Source organism: Paenibacillus sp. D9, from assembly GCF_001188365.1.
In the GTDB taxonomy this organism is placed as follows: Bacteria; Bacillota; Bacilli; order Paenibacillales; family Paenibacillaceae; genus Paenibacillus_O; species Paenibacillus_O humicus.
The window spans coordinates 2103898-2121411 of the sequence record NZ_JZEJ01000001.1 but is presented as its reverse complement, the minus strand read 5'-3'; the positions used below and the strand labels follow the sequence as shown (position 1 = coordinate 2121411).

18 protein-coding genes are annotated in these 17514 nt (G+C 58.1%); 14 read left to right on the top strand and 4 right to left on the bottom strand.

What is annotated here, in order from left to right; genetic code table 11:
* The 7 genes from VE23_RS09755 to VE23_RS09725 all read left to right on the top strand — a co-directional run.
* Positions 1 to 2514: hypothetical protein (locus VE23_RS09755; RefSeq protein WP_198156152.1), on the top strand; the 2514-nt coding region annotated here is incomplete at its 5' end.
* Positions 2515 to 2540: 26 nt separating this feature from the next.
* Positions 2541 to 2900 carry a hypothetical protein gene (locus VE23_RS09750; protein WP_049867875.1) on the top strand — a complete coding sequence of 120 codons (360 nt, stop codon included), beginning with the start codon at positions 2541 to 2543 and terminating at the stop codon, positions 2898 to 2900.
* 174 nt (positions 2901 to 3074) lie between these two features.
* Positions 3075 to 3302 (top strand): hypothetical protein, encoded by a 228-nt coding sequence (locus VE23_RS09745; protein WP_021881141.1) that lies wholly within the window; start codon positions 3075 to 3077, stop codon positions 3300 to 3302.
* Between the two features lie 5 nt (positions 3303 to 3307).
* Positions 3308 to 3598, top strand: coding sequence for a phage holin family protein (locus tag VE23_RS09740; protein WP_048748546.1), 291 nt, complete (start codon positions 3308 to 3310; stop codon positions 3596 to 3598).
* Entirely contained in the window at positions 3585 to 4511 is a 927-nt protein-coding gene (locus VE23_RS09735; RefSeq protein WP_049867873.1) for a peptidoglycan recognition protein family protein, read from the top strand. The genes VE23_RS09740 and VE23_RS09735 overlap by 14 nt, the downstream gene beginning before the upstream one ends.
* A gap of 178 nt (positions 4512 to 4689) precedes the next feature.
* Positions 4690 to 4926: a DUF3977 family protein gene (locus VE23_RS09730; protein WP_048748548.1), complete on the top strand. Its 237-nt coding sequence runs from the start codon at positions 4690 to 4692 to the stop codon at positions 4924 to 4926.
* On the top strand, positions 4914 to 5123 hold the full coding sequence (locus VE23_RS09725; protein WP_049867872.1) for a hypothetical protein: 210 nt from the start codon (positions 4914 to 4916) through the stop codon (positions 5121 to 5123). The genes VE23_RS09730 and VE23_RS09725 overlap by 13 nt, the downstream gene beginning before the upstream one ends.
* Positions 5124 to 5231: 108 nt before the next feature.
* Here VE23_RS09725 and VE23_RS09720 read toward each other — a convergent pair whose 3' ends face one another.
* The 3 genes from VE23_RS09720 to VE23_RS09710 all read right to left on the bottom strand — a co-directional run bounded on the left by VE23_RS09720 (position 5232) and on the right by VE23_RS09710 (position 8213).
* A complete protein-coding gene (locus tag VE23_RS09720; protein ID WP_048748549.1) occupies positions 5232 to 6296 on the bottom strand; it encodes an HD-GYP domain-containing protein in 1065 nt (354 codons plus the stop codon).
* A gap of 85 nt (positions 6297 to 6381) precedes the next feature.
* The gene (locus tag VE23_RS09715) at positions 6382 to 7458 is read right to left on the bottom strand and encodes a ThiF family adenylyltransferase (RefSeq protein WP_049867871.1); all 1077 of its coding nucleotides are present in this window, start codon (positions 7456 to 7458) and stop codon (positions 6382 to 6384) included.
* 2 nt (positions 7459 to 7460) lie between these two features.
* The gene (locus VE23_RS09710) at positions 7461 to 8213 is read right to left on the bottom strand and encodes a molybdenum cofactor biosynthesis protein MoaE (protein ID WP_048749475.1); all 753 of its coding nucleotides are present in this window, start codon (positions 8211 to 8213) and stop codon (positions 7461 to 7463) included.
* A 102-nt stretch (positions 8214 to 8315) separates the two neighbouring features.
* Here VE23_RS09710 and moaA point away from each other — a divergent pair, with 102 nt between their 5' ends.
* From moaA to ytvI, 6 genes are all read left to right on the top strand, one after another.
* Positions 8316 to 9311 (top strand): GTP 3',8-cyclase MoaA, encoded by a 996-nt coding sequence (gene moaA / locus VE23_RS09705; protein ID WP_048749473.1) that lies wholly within the window; start codon positions 8316 to 8318, stop codon positions 9309 to 9311.
* An 85-nt stretch (positions 9312 to 9396) separates the two neighbouring features.
* Entirely contained in the window at positions 9397 to 10845 is a 1449-nt protein-coding gene (locus tag VE23_RS09700; protein WP_069202452.1) for a bifunctional metallophosphatase/5'-nucleotidase, read from the top strand.
* A gap of 112 nt (positions 10846 to 10957) precedes the next feature.
* Positions 10958 to 12076 (top strand): HD-GYP domain-containing protein, encoded by a 1119-nt coding sequence (locus VE23_RS09695; protein WP_048749470.1) that lies wholly within the window; start codon positions 10958 to 10960, stop codon positions 12074 to 12076.
* A 190-nt stretch (positions 12077 to 12266) separates the two neighbouring features.
* Positions 12267 to 13391 (top strand): radical SAM/CxCxxxxC motif protein YfkAB, encoded by a 1125-nt coding sequence (gene yfkAB, locus VE23_RS09690; protein ID WP_049867869.1) that lies wholly within the window; start codon positions 12267 to 12269, stop codon positions 13389 to 13391.
* Between the two features lie 101 nt (positions 13392 to 13492).
* On the top strand, positions 13493 to 14845 hold the full coding sequence (locus VE23_RS09685; RefSeq protein ID WP_049867868.1) for a hemolysin family protein: 1353 nt from the start codon (positions 13493 to 13495) through the stop codon (positions 14843 to 14845).
* Between the two features lie 83 nt (positions 14846 to 14928).
* Positions 14929 to 15960: a sporulation integral membrane protein YtvI gene (ytvI, locus tag VE23_RS09680; protein WP_021879552.1), complete on the top strand. Its 1032-nt coding sequence runs from the start codon at positions 14929 to 14931 to the stop codon at positions 15958 to 15960.
* Positions 15961 to 16075: 115 nt separating this feature from the next.
* Here the strand turns inward: ytvI and VE23_RS09675 are convergent, their stop codons facing one another.
* Positions 16076 to 16798, bottom strand: coding sequence for a YwaF family protein (locus VE23_RS09675; RefSeq protein WP_049867867.1), 723 nt, complete (start codon positions 16796 to 16798; stop codon positions 16076 to 16078).
* 279 nt (positions 16799 to 17077) lie between these two features.
* On the opposite strand from VE23_RS09675, the gene VE23_RS09670 reads away from it, so the two are divergent.
* Complete coding sequence (locus VE23_RS09670; RefSeq protein ID WP_049867866.1) at positions 17078 to 17506, top strand: hypothetical protein; 429 nt, start codon at positions 17078 to 17080, stop codon at positions 17504 to 17506.
* Positions 17507 to 17514 lie beyond the last annotated feature (8 nt).

The following is a 17514-nucleotide window of genomic DNA, read 5'->3' as shown; positions in this document are numbered from 1 at the left end:
GTCGAGACCACAGGACGTGAAATAACTGCCGGAGCTTGGATGGATCTATCGGCCAACAGTACAGGCTATGGCCTCCTTGCCCAAAACTGTTACACCGCGAACAATGACGAGTATCGATTCGCCAACACCCACCCATTTATGGGCGCGCGTGGCATCCGCTTTAACCAAGCCAGTCAGGTTGTGGAGTATTTCGATACAGGTGCGATAGCTACGACTGCCGATGCGGCGTTTACGCCAGTTTGGAACAGCTTACGTCCGGATGTGTCTCCTACAGCCCATCGGACAGTGTTGCGCGACAGTGCTGGTCGTGCCAAGGTCGCTGCGCCTGCAGCATCCGATGATATCGCCCGCAAGGATACTGTAGATGCCGTCGCGAGCGCCGCTCAGATGTATAAGCTGACTCAAGATACCGGGACAGTAAAAAGCATGGATAGCCAGGGCTTAGACGGTCTTACGACAGTGGGACTTTTTTACGTTGGTAGCGCCAACACAGACAAGCCACCTGGATTTACTCTCGGCTTGTGTGAGGTATATAAAATCGTGAGTAGCGGTTATTTTCAGCGGCTTACCGATTACAGCACGATGAAAATCTACACCCGCTATTACAACGGGACGATTTGGAGTTCTTGGAGAATCGCAGAGCAGACAGCTGCAAAAGATCAGCCGTTCGGCTATGCGGGTCTGGACGGCAGCGGGAAAGTCGCGCTTGCAGCCATGTATGCGGATATCGCCGCTACACCGAATACAGCAGTCGTCAGGGATAGCCAGGGGCGGGCTAGTGTCAGCGATCCGGTATTAAGTACCGACATAACGACGAAAAACTATGTCGATACCATTAAATCAAGTATGCCTATTAAGGACGCCGTAAAGGTTGCGACGACTGCGAACATTACCCTGTCCGGTACGCAGATCATAGACGGCATCGCTGTCGTGGCTGGCGACAGGGTACTGGTTAAGAACCAATCGACTTCAAGCCAAAATGGCATATATGTGGCAGCTGGAGGTGCTTGGACGCGTTCCTTAGATTTTGATACCGCTACTGATATTGCAAATGGGGCTCTGATTCGAGTTACTCAAGGTACAACAAACGGCCTGAAGTTATGGGAACTGGCTACAACAGGTGCAATTACGATTGGAACAACGTCACTATCGTTCAGCCAAATTCAAGCAGGGAACGCCACTACGGTAAATGGCTACCAGCTTAACCAAGCCTTGCAGACAAGCAATAGCCCGACATTTAACGCCTTGACTCTTCAGCAAGCCATAACGACAAACTACGGCACTGTTGACGGAGGACAATTACACTATCGGCTTAATCATGCCAATAACCTATACTGGGGAATTGGTTTAACAGGAGCGAGTGCATCAAGCAATGCAGGCGGGAGCCTTGCATTTTGGGCGTATGATAATAATGGAGCTATGCTTGGATCAGCTCTTGACATTAATCGAGCGACACAAAATGTGACTATCTCGAGGCATATCAATTTTGGAAATAGCGCCAGTGCGTTAAATCTCAATGATGCTCCCATCTTTTTCCGATCAAAGGATGGAGCTGACGCAAATCATTGGTTAAGATACGAGGACTCAGCCCACTTGTACACTGGAAATACTATCTTAAGCACATCTTCAATTGATGGAGTAAGCATCAAAGGTAATAGATCGATTCGTATGGGCGTGACATCTCCTGGTGCTGTGGTTGAACCGCTTATTACGATGATGAGCCGCACGTCTTCCGGGATCACGACACTCATAGAAAAAGGGATGTTATCGACAAGCGCTAACACAGTAAGCCCGGCAAGTTTGGGATTAGCTGCTGCATTGTCCGTTGCCAACTATATTGATGCTCCCAATGAGATGGGCCTGCTAGTTACAAATCGATATGCGTCTTCGAATACTTCCGTGTTTGAGGTCGGCAATTTGCTTGGGCCAGGCTACACACCACTTTTCACAGTTAGAGGGGCAGATTTCGCTTCATTCCGAAATAGGCTTTTCGTTGACGGTGGAAAAACAAATATGTTCGCAGTCCCGCCGATTAGTCTAGCAATTGGTGACAATGACACAGGATTGAATTGGGTAAGGGACGGGTTCATCAAAGGATTTTCAAATGGCCAGGAGATTTGGGGCTGGGAGGATAACAGTCTTTCGGTTTACAAAAACTTTTCCGTCGGGGGCACCAAGTCCGCCATTGTAACAACGCCGTCATTTGGCGATCAGCTTTTGTTTGCAATCGAGTCACCTGAAAACCGTTTTGAAGATTTTGGGGAAGCAGTTTTGGACGAAACTGGGGAAGTTGTTATCCATATGGACCCGGTATTCCTAGAGACGGTTGAAATTTACGGCGAAGATTACAACGTCAATATCACAGGTATTGACGAAGGTAGCTTCAGGGTACCGGTTCGAGGACTCGAAAGCTTCACGGTCAAGGGTATGCCAGGTGCCCGCTTTATGTATCGTGTTGCCGCTTGGCGTTACGGGTACCATTCCATGCGTTTTAATTATGCTCAAGGCTATTAATATCAAAACATACGGGAGGTCTTTAAATGGCTAAGGCAGCAATCAAACTCATGGGAATTACGCAAAACTTCGACCAGTTGGGAAATCCGACGCAGTTCCGAGCAAGCTATCAGGTATTGGACGAAAGAGGAGCGGTAGTAGCCAGTAATGCGTTGTATGTCATCCCCATAACCGACGCGCTGGACTTGACCGAAGAGTTGGAACTCACTAGCGAGCAGGTTGAAGGATTTAAAGAAAGCGGTGGCTATAATATCGGAGAAACTAGTGTGAAGAAGTATAATAGTGTCCTGCTGACGTATTTAAAAGAAAAAATCAAGGAAAAGGAAGGAGTAATGGAGTTTGTATCCTCTCCGATTACAGCAACGGATTCAGATGCTCGCTTGTAATCAAAATCATTTTCAAACAGTTGAAATCACAGGAGCAGAGAGCGCCGCTTAGGCGCTCTTTTTGCTGAAAGGAGAATTCACATAGACATTCCAGCCGCGCAGCTGCAGTCGATCTCCTCTCAGGTCATAAAACTGGAGACTCTCCAGGAAGTAAATACGAAAGCGCTCACGGATATGGCTGGCAGCGTAAGCCGTCTCGTGGAGAGATTGGAAAAGTCGGATGATATGGCCCGCGAGGCTGGCCAGCGAGCCAGAGCCGCGCATCACCGGATCGACGAGCTGCGCGGGCAGCTCGAGGCGATGAAGCAGGGGCAGCGCTGGATCATCACGACCTCGTTTGGACTGATCGGACTGGCCGCGACGCTGCTTGGGCTGGTCCTTAAATTTATCGAAGGGAGCTGAGAGCAATGGACTGGACGATCGCAAGTCAATGGATCTCGCCTAAACTTGGAGGGGTGCTGCTTCTCTGCTGGATATCCGGCTACATTCTTAAGCGCACGCCTAGAATTCCGGGCTGGAGCATCATCTACGCCGTTACCGCCGTCGGAATCGCTATGGCAGGCGCGTCGCTTGGCTGGAGCCCGAATACGGCCGTGCAAGGCGTATTGTGCGCCGCGGTTGCCGTGTACGGCAACCAGATGTACCGGCAGACGGCGGAGGCCGTTGCCGGCGGAGAGGATTCCCATGGACGAAACTAACTATCCGATTGAGCGCCGCTACGTTGCGGTACGCTCGAACACAAGGCCAGGCACCCGGCTCATCACCGGCTGCCCGGCTTTTTTAGTTGCGCATGATACCGGCAATCCGGGCGCAGGCGCCGATGCGCATTTTCGTTACTTCGACACTCTCAGGAATCGAACGGCATCCGCGCATGTCTTCATCGACGACAAACGGATTCTGGAGATCATCCCAACAGGGACGGGCGACCAGGCGGCCGAAAAAGCATGGCATGTCATACGGAATGTGACAACGGACAATGAGAGATTCGGCTACGACGCCAACGACGCCGCGCTCGGAGTCGAGCTCTGCTACGGAGGAGGAATCGACTTTAAAGCCGCGTACGGCCGCTATGTCTGGTATCTGTCCTTCTGCTGCCGCAAGTGGGAACTGGATCCATCCGCTCACATCGTGACCCACCGGCAGCTGGATCCGATGCGGAAGCAGGATTGCGAGCAATCGCTGGCCTGGGGCGGGAAATCGTTCGCCGAGCTCATAGCCGATGTGCGGAAAGCCATGGCGGCATCCAGCTCCTCCCTCCCGGAGCAGCCGGCATCCACGCCGGCACTCCCGCTGCCATCCAAGCCGCAGCCGCAGCAACCGAAGCTGCTGCAAGAAATAGGCGACTTCCTCATCGTCTCCTATATCCAGCCCGCCCGCCGCTTCATGCTGCTCGCAGGGGACAAGGCCGCGGCCGCCCATTATGAGCGGCTGGCCGCCAATGTTCGCGGGGCTGCAGCCGGGCTGTCTCTCCCGAAAAGCAACTGCCAGGAGATCATCTACAACTGGCTGTCGCCGGCCTGGTACAAGGCCAAGGCGGAAGGGCGCGATCCAGCCAAGTACCATGTCATGGCGGAGGCACTCCGCGCTTGCGCCGGAATCCCCGCTTCCTGATCCGGCACCGTGGCCGGAACACTCTTCATGCGGGCATTCGTTTCCTCCTCCAGCGGAGCGGTCCCTCGCGCTCTTCTATGACCTCTAAAGTTTTCATAGAAGAATGCTCTTTTCATTTACAACTCCTCTCCAACTCTCCCATAATGGAAGCTGCAGCAAATTCCAGGGAGGCGTTCCGTTGAAGTATATTGAATTCGGGTACGGCAACCGATGGCTTCTCCGCACGGAAACCGAATTCCCTGACGGTACGGAACAGGAGCAGCGGGGAATCGCGAGACCGATCAAGCCTCAGTCCATCTACGTCAGGCTGTGGCTGGGAAGAACGGTGCTCATTATGGATTCGAGGCAAGGCTTCAAGCGCTCGCGCAAAAACAGGAGAGCCTTCAAAATCATTCTCGGCATATGCAGCCATTAAATCAGGGACCCGGATACGCCAACGCAGCGCTGGAGCTGCTGGCGGAGTTTGTCCATCGGGAGCTTCCCGGCCGCAGCGATGCCGTGCTGGCCGTGAACGGCAAGAACATGGCGGCCCAGCGGCTGTACATCTCAAAACCGGCTTCAAGGATACCGGCCGCTGACGGACGGGCAGTCTGGGACAGCAATTCATCATGAGCCTGGAAATCTGACCTAACGATCCAAGGAATCCGTTGGACGATGACTCCTCTGGATCCCCTTTTCAATAGAAGACCGCCGCCGGAACATCCGGAGGCGGTCTTTTTTTTACATATAAACCTGGGTAATCTCATACTCGCGTTCAAGCGTCAGGTCGACGAACTCTTCCTCCATCTGAACGAGCGGGCGGAAGAACTCCGTAGGATGGGTCATGACGATGATGCCGGATTGCCCGGAGTCGAGGTCGACCCGCTTGCCGATGAAGTTGGGGATCATATGCCGAATGAAGGTATGGGTCGTCATCGGATCGAGCTCATGGAAGCTCATCCGGTACAGCTCCCGCAGCACATAGAGCAGGTCGCGCTTTTCCTGGTAGACGCGGGATGAGATCATGGCGCTGTACACATCTGCGACGGCTACGATCTTGGCGATCGGAGAGATGTCCTCGCTGCTGATTCCATGAGGATATCCGCTTCCGTTCATGCGTTCGTGATGCTGCAGGGCAGCCGTGGAGAGGTAGGGGTCTTCGTAGGAATTAAGGATGATTTCTTCTCCATACAGGGTATGGCGCTTGATTTCCTTGTATTCTTCCGGAGTGAGCTTGCCCGGCTTGTTCAGGATGCTCTTCGGAATCCTGCATTTGCCGATGTCATGGAGAAATCCGGCTTTGCCGATGCGCAGCGATTCCTGCTCCTCATACCCCATCCAGGAGGAAAGGTAATAGGACAGCATTCCGACCTGAACCGAATGCTGATACGTGTAGTCGTCCGACGTATTCAGCAGGAGCAGCATGGAGACGACGTCGCGCTCCATCTGGAATCCGGACAAGAGCGGATGGAAGCTGCTTTCGACATCCTCCTCCGTTACTTTTCCTTCCTCTGCCGCCTGGCGGAACAAATTCTCGCAGCCGGTGATGGCGCTCTCATAAAGCGGCTTCATGGCAGGCAGCCATTTGGGCGACAACCCCGATTCGATCGTCCTGTGCGCGAATTCGGCGATCTCTGCCTCCGGAGGCTCCGCCAAATCCACGTAATCGATTCCGTGCTGCAACAGCTTGCTGATTTCGTATGACCGCAGCATCGTGCCGCTGGACATGACGTTCAGTCCGAACTGGTTGAAGGCGTCGCTGCTGAGCCGATCGCCTTCCTTGATTTCCGATACATGCACCCTCATGCTGCACCTCGACAGTGTTTATATTCTGCTGCCCACCCTTATCTAAATAATCCTAAATACAGGAAGCATAGGGCGAAAGTTGATTCTAATCACCTAATATATCGGTATAAAGGCCCTTTGCTTTAATAGGGTCCTGAGTACCTTGGACTAATGCCCTTCCATCCGGGAAAATAATGACCGTCAATCCGCTCTCGGATCGGTAGCGGAGACTATAGGGACCGAGCTCCGCGCGCCCGCTGGACTCCAGCCTCGAAGCGAGCCGGGAGAGGTCCAGGCCGAGCGGCCGGGAAGGCGTGACCTGCACGGTAGAGCGGCCGCACATGACGGCGGACGACTCTTGCTGCGGCTCCTCGAGAAAAGCGAACCTCCCTTGCCCGCAGCAGGGGCAGTCTTCCCTGCGAGCGTTCCCCGCGGATACCTGCATCCAGGAGTTGCGCCACACATCCAGCTGCAGCAACGATCCGCTCATAGCCTGCCTGTTCCCCGTCAGCCATTTGATGGCTTCCATCGCCTGCAGGGAACCGACGATGTCGACGAGCGGGGAGAGCACTCCGGCCGTCTCGCATGTGTCGGCAATGCCGCCCGCGGGCGGAGCGGGGTACAGGCAGCGGTAGCAAGGAGTCTCTCCAGGGATGACGGTCATCGTCATGCCGCCCGAAGCGACGGCTCCTCCGTATACCCAGGGAATGCCGTGCTTGACGGCATAGTCGTTGATCAGGTAGCGGGCGGAGAAATTATCCGTGCCGTCCACGATGATGTCCGCACCGGCAAGGAGGCTCTCTGCGCTGCCGGGGGTCAGGTCGGCGATTGCGGGGAAGACGCGGACGGAGCTGTTGGCTTCCCGCAGCCGCGCGGCCGCCGCCGCCGCCTTGGGCGTGCCGAGCGCCGCGTCCCGCTCGGAGTAGAGCATCTGCCGCTGCAGGTTGCTCCATTCCACGATATCCCGGTCGATCAGCACGACTTCCCCGACTCCGCTGCGGACGAGATGGGAGGCGATGACGCAGCCGAGAGCGCCCATTCCCGCAACGGCTGCCCGCGAGGAGGCCAGGGAAGTCTGGCCCGCCTCCCCGACGGGAGCGAAGCGGATTTGGCGTGCGTACCGGATGGAGGAAGAGGGAGACTCGTCCCTGAAAAGACTGCGGTCAGCCGCAGCTTCGTCCATGTTCATCCCTCCGCAGGCGGAGACGGAATGTCAGCGAGCGGATTCCAGGGACCTTGCTGATGGCCCTTCCATTCCGACCCGTCCTCCCAGATTTCTTTCTTCCAGATCGGCACGATCTGCTTGAGCCTCTCGATCGCATAGCGGCTCGCTTCATACCCTCCGTCCCGATGCGGCGAGGAGACGGCGATGACGACGCTGGCCTCGCCGACAGCGACGGGGCCGATGCGATGCGAGATGGCGCTGATGGTGCCTGGCCAGCGTTCGGCAAGCTCCGCCCCGATCTGCCGCAGCGTCCGCAGCGCCATCGGCTCGTAGGCTTCGTATTCCAGCAGGACGGTCCGCTTGCCCTGCGTCCACTCCCGCGTCGTGCCGATGAATACGAGCGCAGCTCCGTGATCGGGGTGGAGGACGAGAGAGGAGACTCGGCCCGCGTCGAGAGGGGCGGACGTAATGACGTACCTCATGTCGCTGCTGCTGTCGTCCCGTCCGGCAGCACTGTCCTCCCCTCCGGAAACGGGAGGCAGAAGAGCCAGCCTGTCCCCGCAGTCCAGCATCTGCCCGTCTGGGGCGTAAGCCTCGTTGCAGGCGACAAAGCTGACTCCGATAAGGCTGGCATGAGCCGGATAAGCGGCGGCGACGGCAGCTTTGAGGCTGCCTGCGGACATGCTGCCCTCGGGCAGCTCAAGCGTGATTTCCGGCATGCCGATCCGCTCCGGCAGACCGGCGAATAAGGCGATTTTCCAAGCATATTTCATGGGAGTTAGTCTCACCTGTCTTTAGAGCTAGTTTGCTTCCAGCATATCATATGTCCTGCAAAAATGTTAAACTGATAGAACAATCAGGAGGGGGAGAGCGAGATGCTGAGCGATGTATTCGGCCGGATCCACGACTATTTGCGCATATCGGTCACAGACCGCTGCAACCTGCGCTGCCTCTACTGCATGCCTGAAGAAGGCATGCCGTTCGCAGACTCCGACACGCTGCTGAGCTACGACAATATCGTCGAGGTCGTCCAGTCGGCGGCGGCCCTCGGCTTCCGCAAGCTGCGCATCACCGGGGGAGAGCCGCTCGTCCGTCCGGGGCTGGACGGCCTCATCCGCAGTCTCAAGGCGATCGAGGGCATCCAGGAGATTTCCATGACGACCAACGGAATGCTGCTCTCCAGACATGCGGAGGCGCTCCGCGATGCGGGGCTGGACCGCGTCAACATCAGCCTGGACACGCTGGATCCGGCGCGCTTCCGGTTCATCGCCAGGCGCGGCGGGCTGGAACAGGTCATGGCGGGCATCGAGGCGGCCGCGCGGGCAGGACTGGGCCCGATCAAGCTCAACTGCGTCCTGCTCAAAGGAATCAACGAGGATGAAATCGGATCGTTCCTGCGGATGTCGATCGAGCATCCCCTGCATGTCCGCTTCATCGAATACATGCCGATCGGCCATGACGACGAGCAGTGGAGAAACGCTTATCTTCCTCTCAGCCGGGTCATGGAGGAAGCGGGCGGGCTCGGCATTCCCTATGCGCCGGTGTCGCGGCTTGCCGGCAACGGCCCTTCGGACAACTGGGCGTTCTCGGGAGCTTCCGGCTCGTTCGGGCTGATTCACCCCGTCAGCGACCGCTTCTGCGCCGCCTGCAACCGGCTCCGCCTGACTGCCGACGGAAGTCTGCAGCCATGCCTGTACTGGATGGATGAGCTGAACGTCAAGCAGGCGCTGGGGAATCCGGCTGCCATGCGCGAGCTGTTCTTCCGCGCGGCCAGGCTCAAGCCCGAGAACCACGAGATGGCGGCCAGGCTGCATGGGGAAATGCAGACTCATACCCCTACTTCCCGGCGGATGTCCCAGATCGGCGGCTGAAGGGCTCTCGGGAGCAGCATCATATCGGCGGCGGTAGAAGACGCCATTCATAGATCATAACCTGGAGCCCAGCGGGAGGATGTCCATGGATGAGAGAAGCATAGATCGGGAGCCGCTCGTCGTGCTGCTCCACAGCAACGATATCCACAGCCGTCTGGAAGAGGCGGCTCGAATATCGGATTATATCGCGGATACCCGGCGGATGTTCGGAGCGGATCGGGTGCTCGCCGTCGATATCGGCGACCATCTCGACCGGATGAGGCCGGAGACGGAAGGCAGCGGCGGGAGCGTCAACATCGAGCTGCTCAACGCCGCCGGATACGAAGCCGGCGTTCCGGGCAACAACGAAGGACTGACCTATACGAAGGAAGAGCTGGAGCGGCTGTACGGCAGCGAGGCGAAGTTCCCGGTCCTCTGCTGCAATCTGGAGGACGCCGATGCCGGCGAGCTTCCGGAATGGCTGCTGCCCTCCCTGGTCGTCCCTAAAAACGGTCTGGCCATCGGCTTGATCGGAGCTACCGCGCCGTATCCGAACTTCTACGGCCTGCTCGGATGGACGGTCAAGGAGCCGGTCGAAGCGATCCGGAAGCAGGCCGAGCAACTGCGTCCAACGGTCGATGTCCTGGTCGTCCTGTCCCATCTTGGCCTTCCGGTAGACCGCAGGCTGGCGGAAGAAATACCCGGCATCGACCTCATTCTCGGCGGCCACACGCATCATCAGCTGGACGAGCCGATCGCAGTCGGGACGACCTTGCTCTGCGGCACCGGAAAGTTCGGCGAGCATGTGGGCAGGATCGAGATCGGAAGGGATGCCGCGAGCGGCCGGCTGACCTACGGGGCTCGACTTCTCGCGACGGCATCCATGAGGGAGGAGCCGCGGGCGGCCATGCTTCTGGAGCGCTTCAAGGAGTCCGCACGGGTCAGCATGTCGCGAACCTGCGCGGTGCTGGACCGGGCGCTCCCTCTCGATACGGACCGCGAATCCCCGCTCGCCAACCTGCTGGCGGCCGGAGTGCGCCGCTGGACGGGAGCCGATATCGGCCTCGTCAATTCCGGGCAGCTGCTCGGCGGCCTGGCGGCGGGCGAGATCAGCGACGGACTGCTGCACTCGCTGTGCCCCTCTCCGGTCAACCCTTGCCGCATTCTGCTCAAGGGAGGCCGGATCCGCCTGGCGCTGGAGCAGTCCTTGCTGGAGGAGTACACCCGAATGGAGATTCGCGGCTTCGGCTTCCGCGGCAGGGTGCTCGGTTGCCTGGCCATGGATGGAATCGAGCTGGAATGGGACGAGCGCCGCCCTGCCGGCAGCCGCATCACCAGCCTGAGGGCGGGCGGGAGCGACCTGGACGACGACACCGAATATTCGGTCGGCACGCTGGACATGTTCACGTTCGGCGTCGGTTATCTGTCCCTGAAAGAAGGCCGGGACATCCGGTATTTCCTGCCGGAATTCCTTCGCCACGTGCTGGCCGGAGAGCTGCGGAGCCCTGACGGCCTGGACGGCTGCTTTCTCCGGCGCACCCGGCTGCGTTCTTGACGCGAGCGGCCGGAGCGGCATAACAATCCGGTTCGGACTTGCCGATAAAACGATTACGTATGCTCAGCATCATCGACTCGTGAAATTTATGGACGGCAGGAGCGACCTGGCAATGATTCTGATGCCTCTCAGCATGTGCAGGCCGGGGATGATCCTGGCCAAGAAGATTCTTTCCGAAGAAGGCATCGTACTCCTCGGAGAACGAATGGAGCTGACCGCCCGGATCATCGAGCGGCTCAAGGAATGTCATATCAATTTCCTTTACATACAGGATGAATTCACCGATGACATCGTCATGCCGGAATTGATCAGCGAAGATACGATGAGGGTAGCGATGACCGAGATCCGGAGCAGCTTCCGGCAGATGATGGACGCGCCTCCGCGCAAGCGGGGCGTGGCCTACCCCTTTGTCGGCAAGCAGCTTGCCGATGTGATGAACCGGGTCATCGACGATCTGACCTCCCATAAGGAATCCGTCGTCATGCTGATGAATATGGCCTCGATCGACCATTATCTCTATCAGCACTCGCTCAATGTATGCGTATATACGACGATGCTGGGAATATCCCACGGCTACTCCAGGGATGAGCTCATGATGCTCGGCATGGGAGCGCTGCTACATGACGTGGGCAAGACTCGGATATCCTCGGGAGTGCTGAAGAAGCCGGGCACGCTTACTCGAGAAGAGTACGAGGAAATGAAGCGCCATACGCTGTATGGGCATGAAATGCTGAAGAACGAGCCGAATATCCCTCCTCTCGCCGCTTTATGCGCTCTCCAGCACCACGAACGGCTCGATGGAAGCGGCTATCCCCACGGGCTGGCGGGCAAGGAGATTCACGATTTCTCCAAATGGATCGGAGTGGTGGATTCGTACGACGCCATGACGACCAACAGGATCTACCGGAATCCGATGCTGCCCCATCAGGCGGTAGAGGCGTTGTATGCGGGCACCGGAACCCAGTACGAGCAGTCGATGGTGCAGCTGTTCCGCGACAAGGTCGCGATCTATCCGATCGGCATGACCGTGCGCCTGCAGACCGGAGAGGTCGGAGTCGTCGTCGATGTCCGGGCTTCCTGTCCGCACCGCCCGATCGTCAGGGTGCTGCAGGATGACGTCGGGATGCGGCTGAACGCTCCTTATGAGATCGACATGAGCCTGCAGCTCACCCGCATGATCGCAGGCGTCAATGACGAGCAGCCGGAGGAGCCCGCCGCCGTTGGCGTATAGCTTGGGAATTGGACGTTCCGGCCGCAGGGACGGCCGACACCTTTCACGCCGCATGAAGCGCATCCTGACAAGGCCTCGCCCGAGAGGCCTTTTTTTGCGTCTCAACGGCCGGGAGCCGTTTGATATGTCCAAGCCGTAGAAGTACAATAGACCCAGATGTCTACTACGAAGAAGTAAGGTGCTGTTAGAAATGAATTCCAACCTGCAACAAGCGTTAGCTCCCCTCTCTCCCGCCAACGATCCTTGGGATCCGCTGGAGAGCCTCGTCCGGCATGGCGGCCATGCGCTGACAAGCGTGGAGTTCACGGTGACCAATCTATGCAATATGCGCTGCGAGCATTGCGCGGTCGGCGACACGCTGACGATGCGCGAGCCGGACAAGCTGCCTCTGCAGCTTCTGCTCCGACGCCTCGACGAAGTCGAGCATCTGCGGACGATCAGCATTACCGGGGGCGAGCCGTCCTACTCGGAGCGCACGGTCAAGGACTATATCGTGCCTATTCTGCAGTATGCGCGCAGCCGGGGCATCCGTTCGCAGCTCAATTCCAACGTGACGCTCGATTACGGCCGCTACGCCCTCATCGCTCCATATCTGGACGTGATGCACATCTCCTTCAATTATACTTCTGCGGAAGATTTCCATGAGGTCGGCTTTGCCCGTTCGGGGCATTCCGTACCCAAGACAGCGGCGGTCCGCATGTACGAGAGGATGATGGACAATGCGCGCAGGCTCAGCGAAGACGGCGTGCTCGTATCCGCCGAATCCATGATCAATTACCGCACCCACCGCAAAATGCCCGAAATCCACCAGCTCATCCGGGAGATGGGATGCGCCCGCCACGAGGTGCACCCGATGTACCCGAGCGCATGGGCGAGCGATCTGCCTGCGCTGTCCAAGGAAGAGATGAGGGCGGCCGTGTCGGAGCTGCTGGATTGCCGCGACGAATCGATGTGGATGCTGTTCGGCACGCTCCCGTTCTACTCCTGCAGCGAGGATGAAGAGGACCGCAGGCTGCTTGCCAGGCTGCGCGGCGAATCCCGCGTCACCGTGCGCAACGATCCGGACGGCCGCAACCGGCTCAACGTCAACCTGTTCACAGGCGATGTGTTCGTCACGGACTTCAGCGATATTCCGGCTTTCGGCAATATCGGCCGCGACCGGCTGGACGACGTGTTCGGACGCTGGCTGGAGCATCCGCTGAGCCGCAGCGTGAATTGTCACTGTCCGGCCGCGGCCTGCTGCGGTCCGAATCTGCTCGTGAAGGATATGTATTACCGGGATACCGACTTCTTGTCGAAAAAAGCGATTTTGTAACCCTTCCGCGGCCGCGCCGACTGCTTCGGTCCGGCTGATTTCGGGGAATAGGGGTGAAAAAGGCTCCGCGCCTGCTTACCATTGATGGAGGGGTATCCGAAATGACCAAAGAATTTGTACCTGGCGAAATTATTCTCAACCTTGCCCTTGTCGCCGTTCTCGTGCTGCTCAACGGCTTTTTCGTTGCGGCCGAGTTCGCGCTCGTCAAGGTACGCTCGACGCGGCTGACACAGCTGCGCTCCGAAGGCAACAAAAAAGCCGATTACGCGCTGCGGGTCACGCACCGCCTCGACGCTTACCTCTCGGCGACCCAGCTCGGCATTACGCTGGCTTCGCTTGGACTGGGCTGGGTCGGCGAGCCGGCCGTATCGCATATGATCGTGGAGCCTCTGCTGTTCAAGTTCGGAGTCACGAGCGAAACGGTCATTTCGACGGTGTCCCTGATCATCGGGTTCCTGGTCATCACCTTCCTGCATATCGTGCTCGGCGAGCTCGCTCCCAAGTCGCTGGCCATCCAGAAGGCGGAGGGCGTATCCCTCTGGCTGTCCGGACCGCTCATGTTCTTCTACAAGGTGTTCAAGCCGGCGATCGTCGTGCTGAACGGAGCGGCCAACGGCCTGCTGAAGCTGTTCGGCATCGCTCCGGCCAGCGAGCATGAGACGGCCCATACCGAGGAGGAGATCCGCCTGCTCGTCAACCAGAGCGCCAAGAGCGGGGTCATCGATTCCAACGAAATGAAGCTCGTCGACAACATTTTCGATTTCTCCGACATGGTGGCCCGCGAGGTCATGCTGCCCCGGACGGATATGGATTGCCTGTTCGCCAACCAGTCCTTCGGGGACAACCTGAACATCGTCTACCGCACCAAACATACGCGCTATCCCGTCGGTCTCGAGGACAAGGATCAAATCATCGGGTTCGTCCATATCACCGACCTGCTGACGGCGGATGCGGGACGCAACCATAATGTCCGCGAGCTGATCCGGCCGGTGCTGAACGTGCCGGAATCGATGGAGATCAGCCAGGTGCTGCAGCTCATGCAGCGCCGCCATTCGCAGCTGGCCATCGTCGTGGACGAATACGGCGGCACGGCCGGCATGCTGACGACGGAGATGATCCTTGAGGAGATCGTCGGCGAGATCCATGACGAATTCGACCTGGACCAGCCGAGCGTCGTCGTCAAGGATCAGGTGACGACCGTCGAGGGGCGCATGCTCATCGACGATATCAACGATATGTTCCGCCTGGACATCGAGGATGAGGATGTCGATTCCATCGGAGGATGGCTCTTCATCCGGCTGGAAGGAAATCCTGCAAGAGGCAAGAAAGTCGTTTATGGCGAATATGTATTTGAGATAGCAGATTGCCAGCGACTTCGCGTGCTGCGCGTACATATCTACCGCGATCCCGCAGCCGAAGCCCTGTCCGAAAATGCGGAGCAGGCCGACAGCTGAACCCTGACAGGCTGGATACAGCTCTTGCCGGGGATGCGGCCGGGATCAGCCAGGGGCGCCGCACCCCTTGGGGAGAGAAGCCGATGTCTGTCAAAACCCTTGTTTTCATCGCTGTAGGCCTGCTGCTTCTGTACTTGAGCTTCACCGTCGGGGCTCCGTTCCTGCTTGCTCTCGTCGTCGCGATCTTCCTGGAGCCGCTGAACGGCCTGCTGATGCGCCGGGCGAGGATGAACCGGCTGTCGGCGGCGATCGTCTCCTGCACGCTCTTCACGCTTGCGCTGCTTGCACTGGCGGGAGGCATCGGCTTCAAGCTGATCGCCGAGCTCATCGCCTTCTGGGATCGCGTGCCGGGCATGGTGGCGGATGCCAACCAATACTTCCTGCATACGATCGACAACGCCAAGGATCTGTACACGAACATGCCTCCCGATGCGGCGGCGCAGCTGGAGAAGGTGCTGGGCGGCCTGACCGGAACGCTGATGTCCGTCGTGACGGGCTTCTCCAAGTCCGTCGTCCAGTTCGCCTCGGGGCTGCCGGGAATGTTCATCTTCTTCATCGTGTTCATCGTAGCCGTATACATGTTCAGCTTCAGCCTGAATACGATGCGCAAGTCATTCCTGTCGCAGTTCCACGAGGATTCCCAGGTGCAGGTCGGATCGGTGCTGGACAATCTCAAGTCTTCCATCTTCGGATTTCTGCGTTCCCAGCTGCTGCTCAGCCTCGTCACGTACATCATCACGCTGCTCGGCCTCGTCATTCTCGGAATCAACTATTCCCTCGCCATCGCGCTGCTGATCGTCGTCGTGGATATCCTGCCTATTCTCGGCACCGGGTCCGTGCTCGTCCCTTGGGCGGCCTACCTCATGATGACGGGCCAGGTCGGGACGGGAATCGGCCTTCTGGTGCTGTTCCTCGTCATTACGGTCGTCAGGCGGATCATCGAGCCGAAGATTCTCGGAGATTCCGTCGGCATCGGCTCGATCTCCGCACTGGTCAGCCTGTATGTAGGCTTCAAGCTGGTCGGCGTCATCGGCGTCTTCATCGGACCGCTGGTCGTCATCATCTACATGGCTGCCCGCAAGGCCGGACTGTTCAAGCTCCGGATTCGGCTGTAAAAAAACCAACACGCAACAAAAACAAGCTGCGCCGGCATTGAACCGGAGGCAGCTTGTTTGATTTTATTCCGCAATCATGAAAATAGCAGAAATGGCTGCAAGCCTCCATTCAGGATCAGGAGGCGGCCGGCTGCTTGTTGTCCTCCGTGCGGTTGAAGCGGGCGAAGGGGAGATACAGCAGGAAGAAGAGCAGCAGCGCGACCAGCTCGAGCGAAAGGATGTACCACGGATAAGGACCGAGGACATCGAGCAGCGAGGAGGACGAGGGCTTGCGCGCCAGGAACATGTAGTTGGCTCCCGTCAGCCTGTCGACGGCATACACGAAGACAGCGATGACATTGACGGCTGCCCAGGCGGTGAAGACGGAGCGCAGCGTCGGCCGGAATCCTTCCACCCAGACCATGTAGAGGGCGGAGATAATCAGCAGCCCGTGCGCGATGAAAAACTCCAGGAAACGGAAATGCGGGTAAGCGTAAGCGAGCACAGGCGTGGCCAGCGCCTGGAGAGCTCCGCCGAGCGCCGTGAAGTAGACGATGCCGAACAGAAAACGGCTGCGCAGCAGCAGCATGGGGACGGAAAGGTACAGGGAGATGCTGCAGAGCTCGAGCGGCAGCGTGGAGGAAGGGCTGTACACCTCTCCCCGCACATACCAGACATTGAGCAGAATCTCGCATGCCGCCAGCAGCGCCGCCAGGAGGAAGCGTCCGGGAGCCGGCTTCAGGGCGAGCTTGCGGCGAAGCAGGTAGACGGCCAGCACGACGGCGGCAATGAGCAGCAGGCTGGCCAGATGGGCCGCCCCGAAAGGCGTGAATCTCGCTTCCGCATCCGTTCCGAACATGAGGAACCCCCTGGTAGTATTTTTTTCCACCTATTGTAGCACAGCCCTTCGCGCTGCGGGACTTCGGCTCCCTTCTTCTGGAAGGGGATGGAATTTCGAAGTCCTCCACCTGGCAGGGAAGGAATTTCGGATTCTTCTCCTCGGAACGATGCGGTGAAGATCTTATCTCTCGCGTAAGTAACGATCTCCGGCCGGAAAGTTAAGAATTTCCTAAGCAGCCTCTCCCGCTGTTATTAAGATCTTCTTGATAAGGTCATACGCATAGGGAGGGATTGCGGCATGTCATTTGAAGCTATCCGAAGAAAATTCTATCTCGTCTGCGTTTCATCGGCCGTTCTCAGCGGAGCGTGCGGATACTTGCTGCTGCGGCTGCTGAGATTCATGACCCGGCCAAGCGGGATCGGAGGAGAGAGCCTGCCGGCACGGTCGGCAGCCTGGATCGTCAATCATGTCGGCGCCAAGCCGGCGCTTCTATCGGCATGCGCAGCCCTGTTTCTGGTTTTCTTCCACTGGCGCTCCGGCAAGCTGCGGGAAGAGTATGAAGTCTCCCGGCCGGATGCGGAAGGGCTGCCGGAAGAGGCGCTGATGAGGAGCTGCCTGCGAGCGGAGAAGCAGCTGGCCGACATTCGGGGGCGTCTGCAGCGCTGGGAGCAGCGGAATGGAGAAAGGGCGGATGCGTCCGATGCGCCGGATGAAAAGAAAGTCTAAGAAGCCGC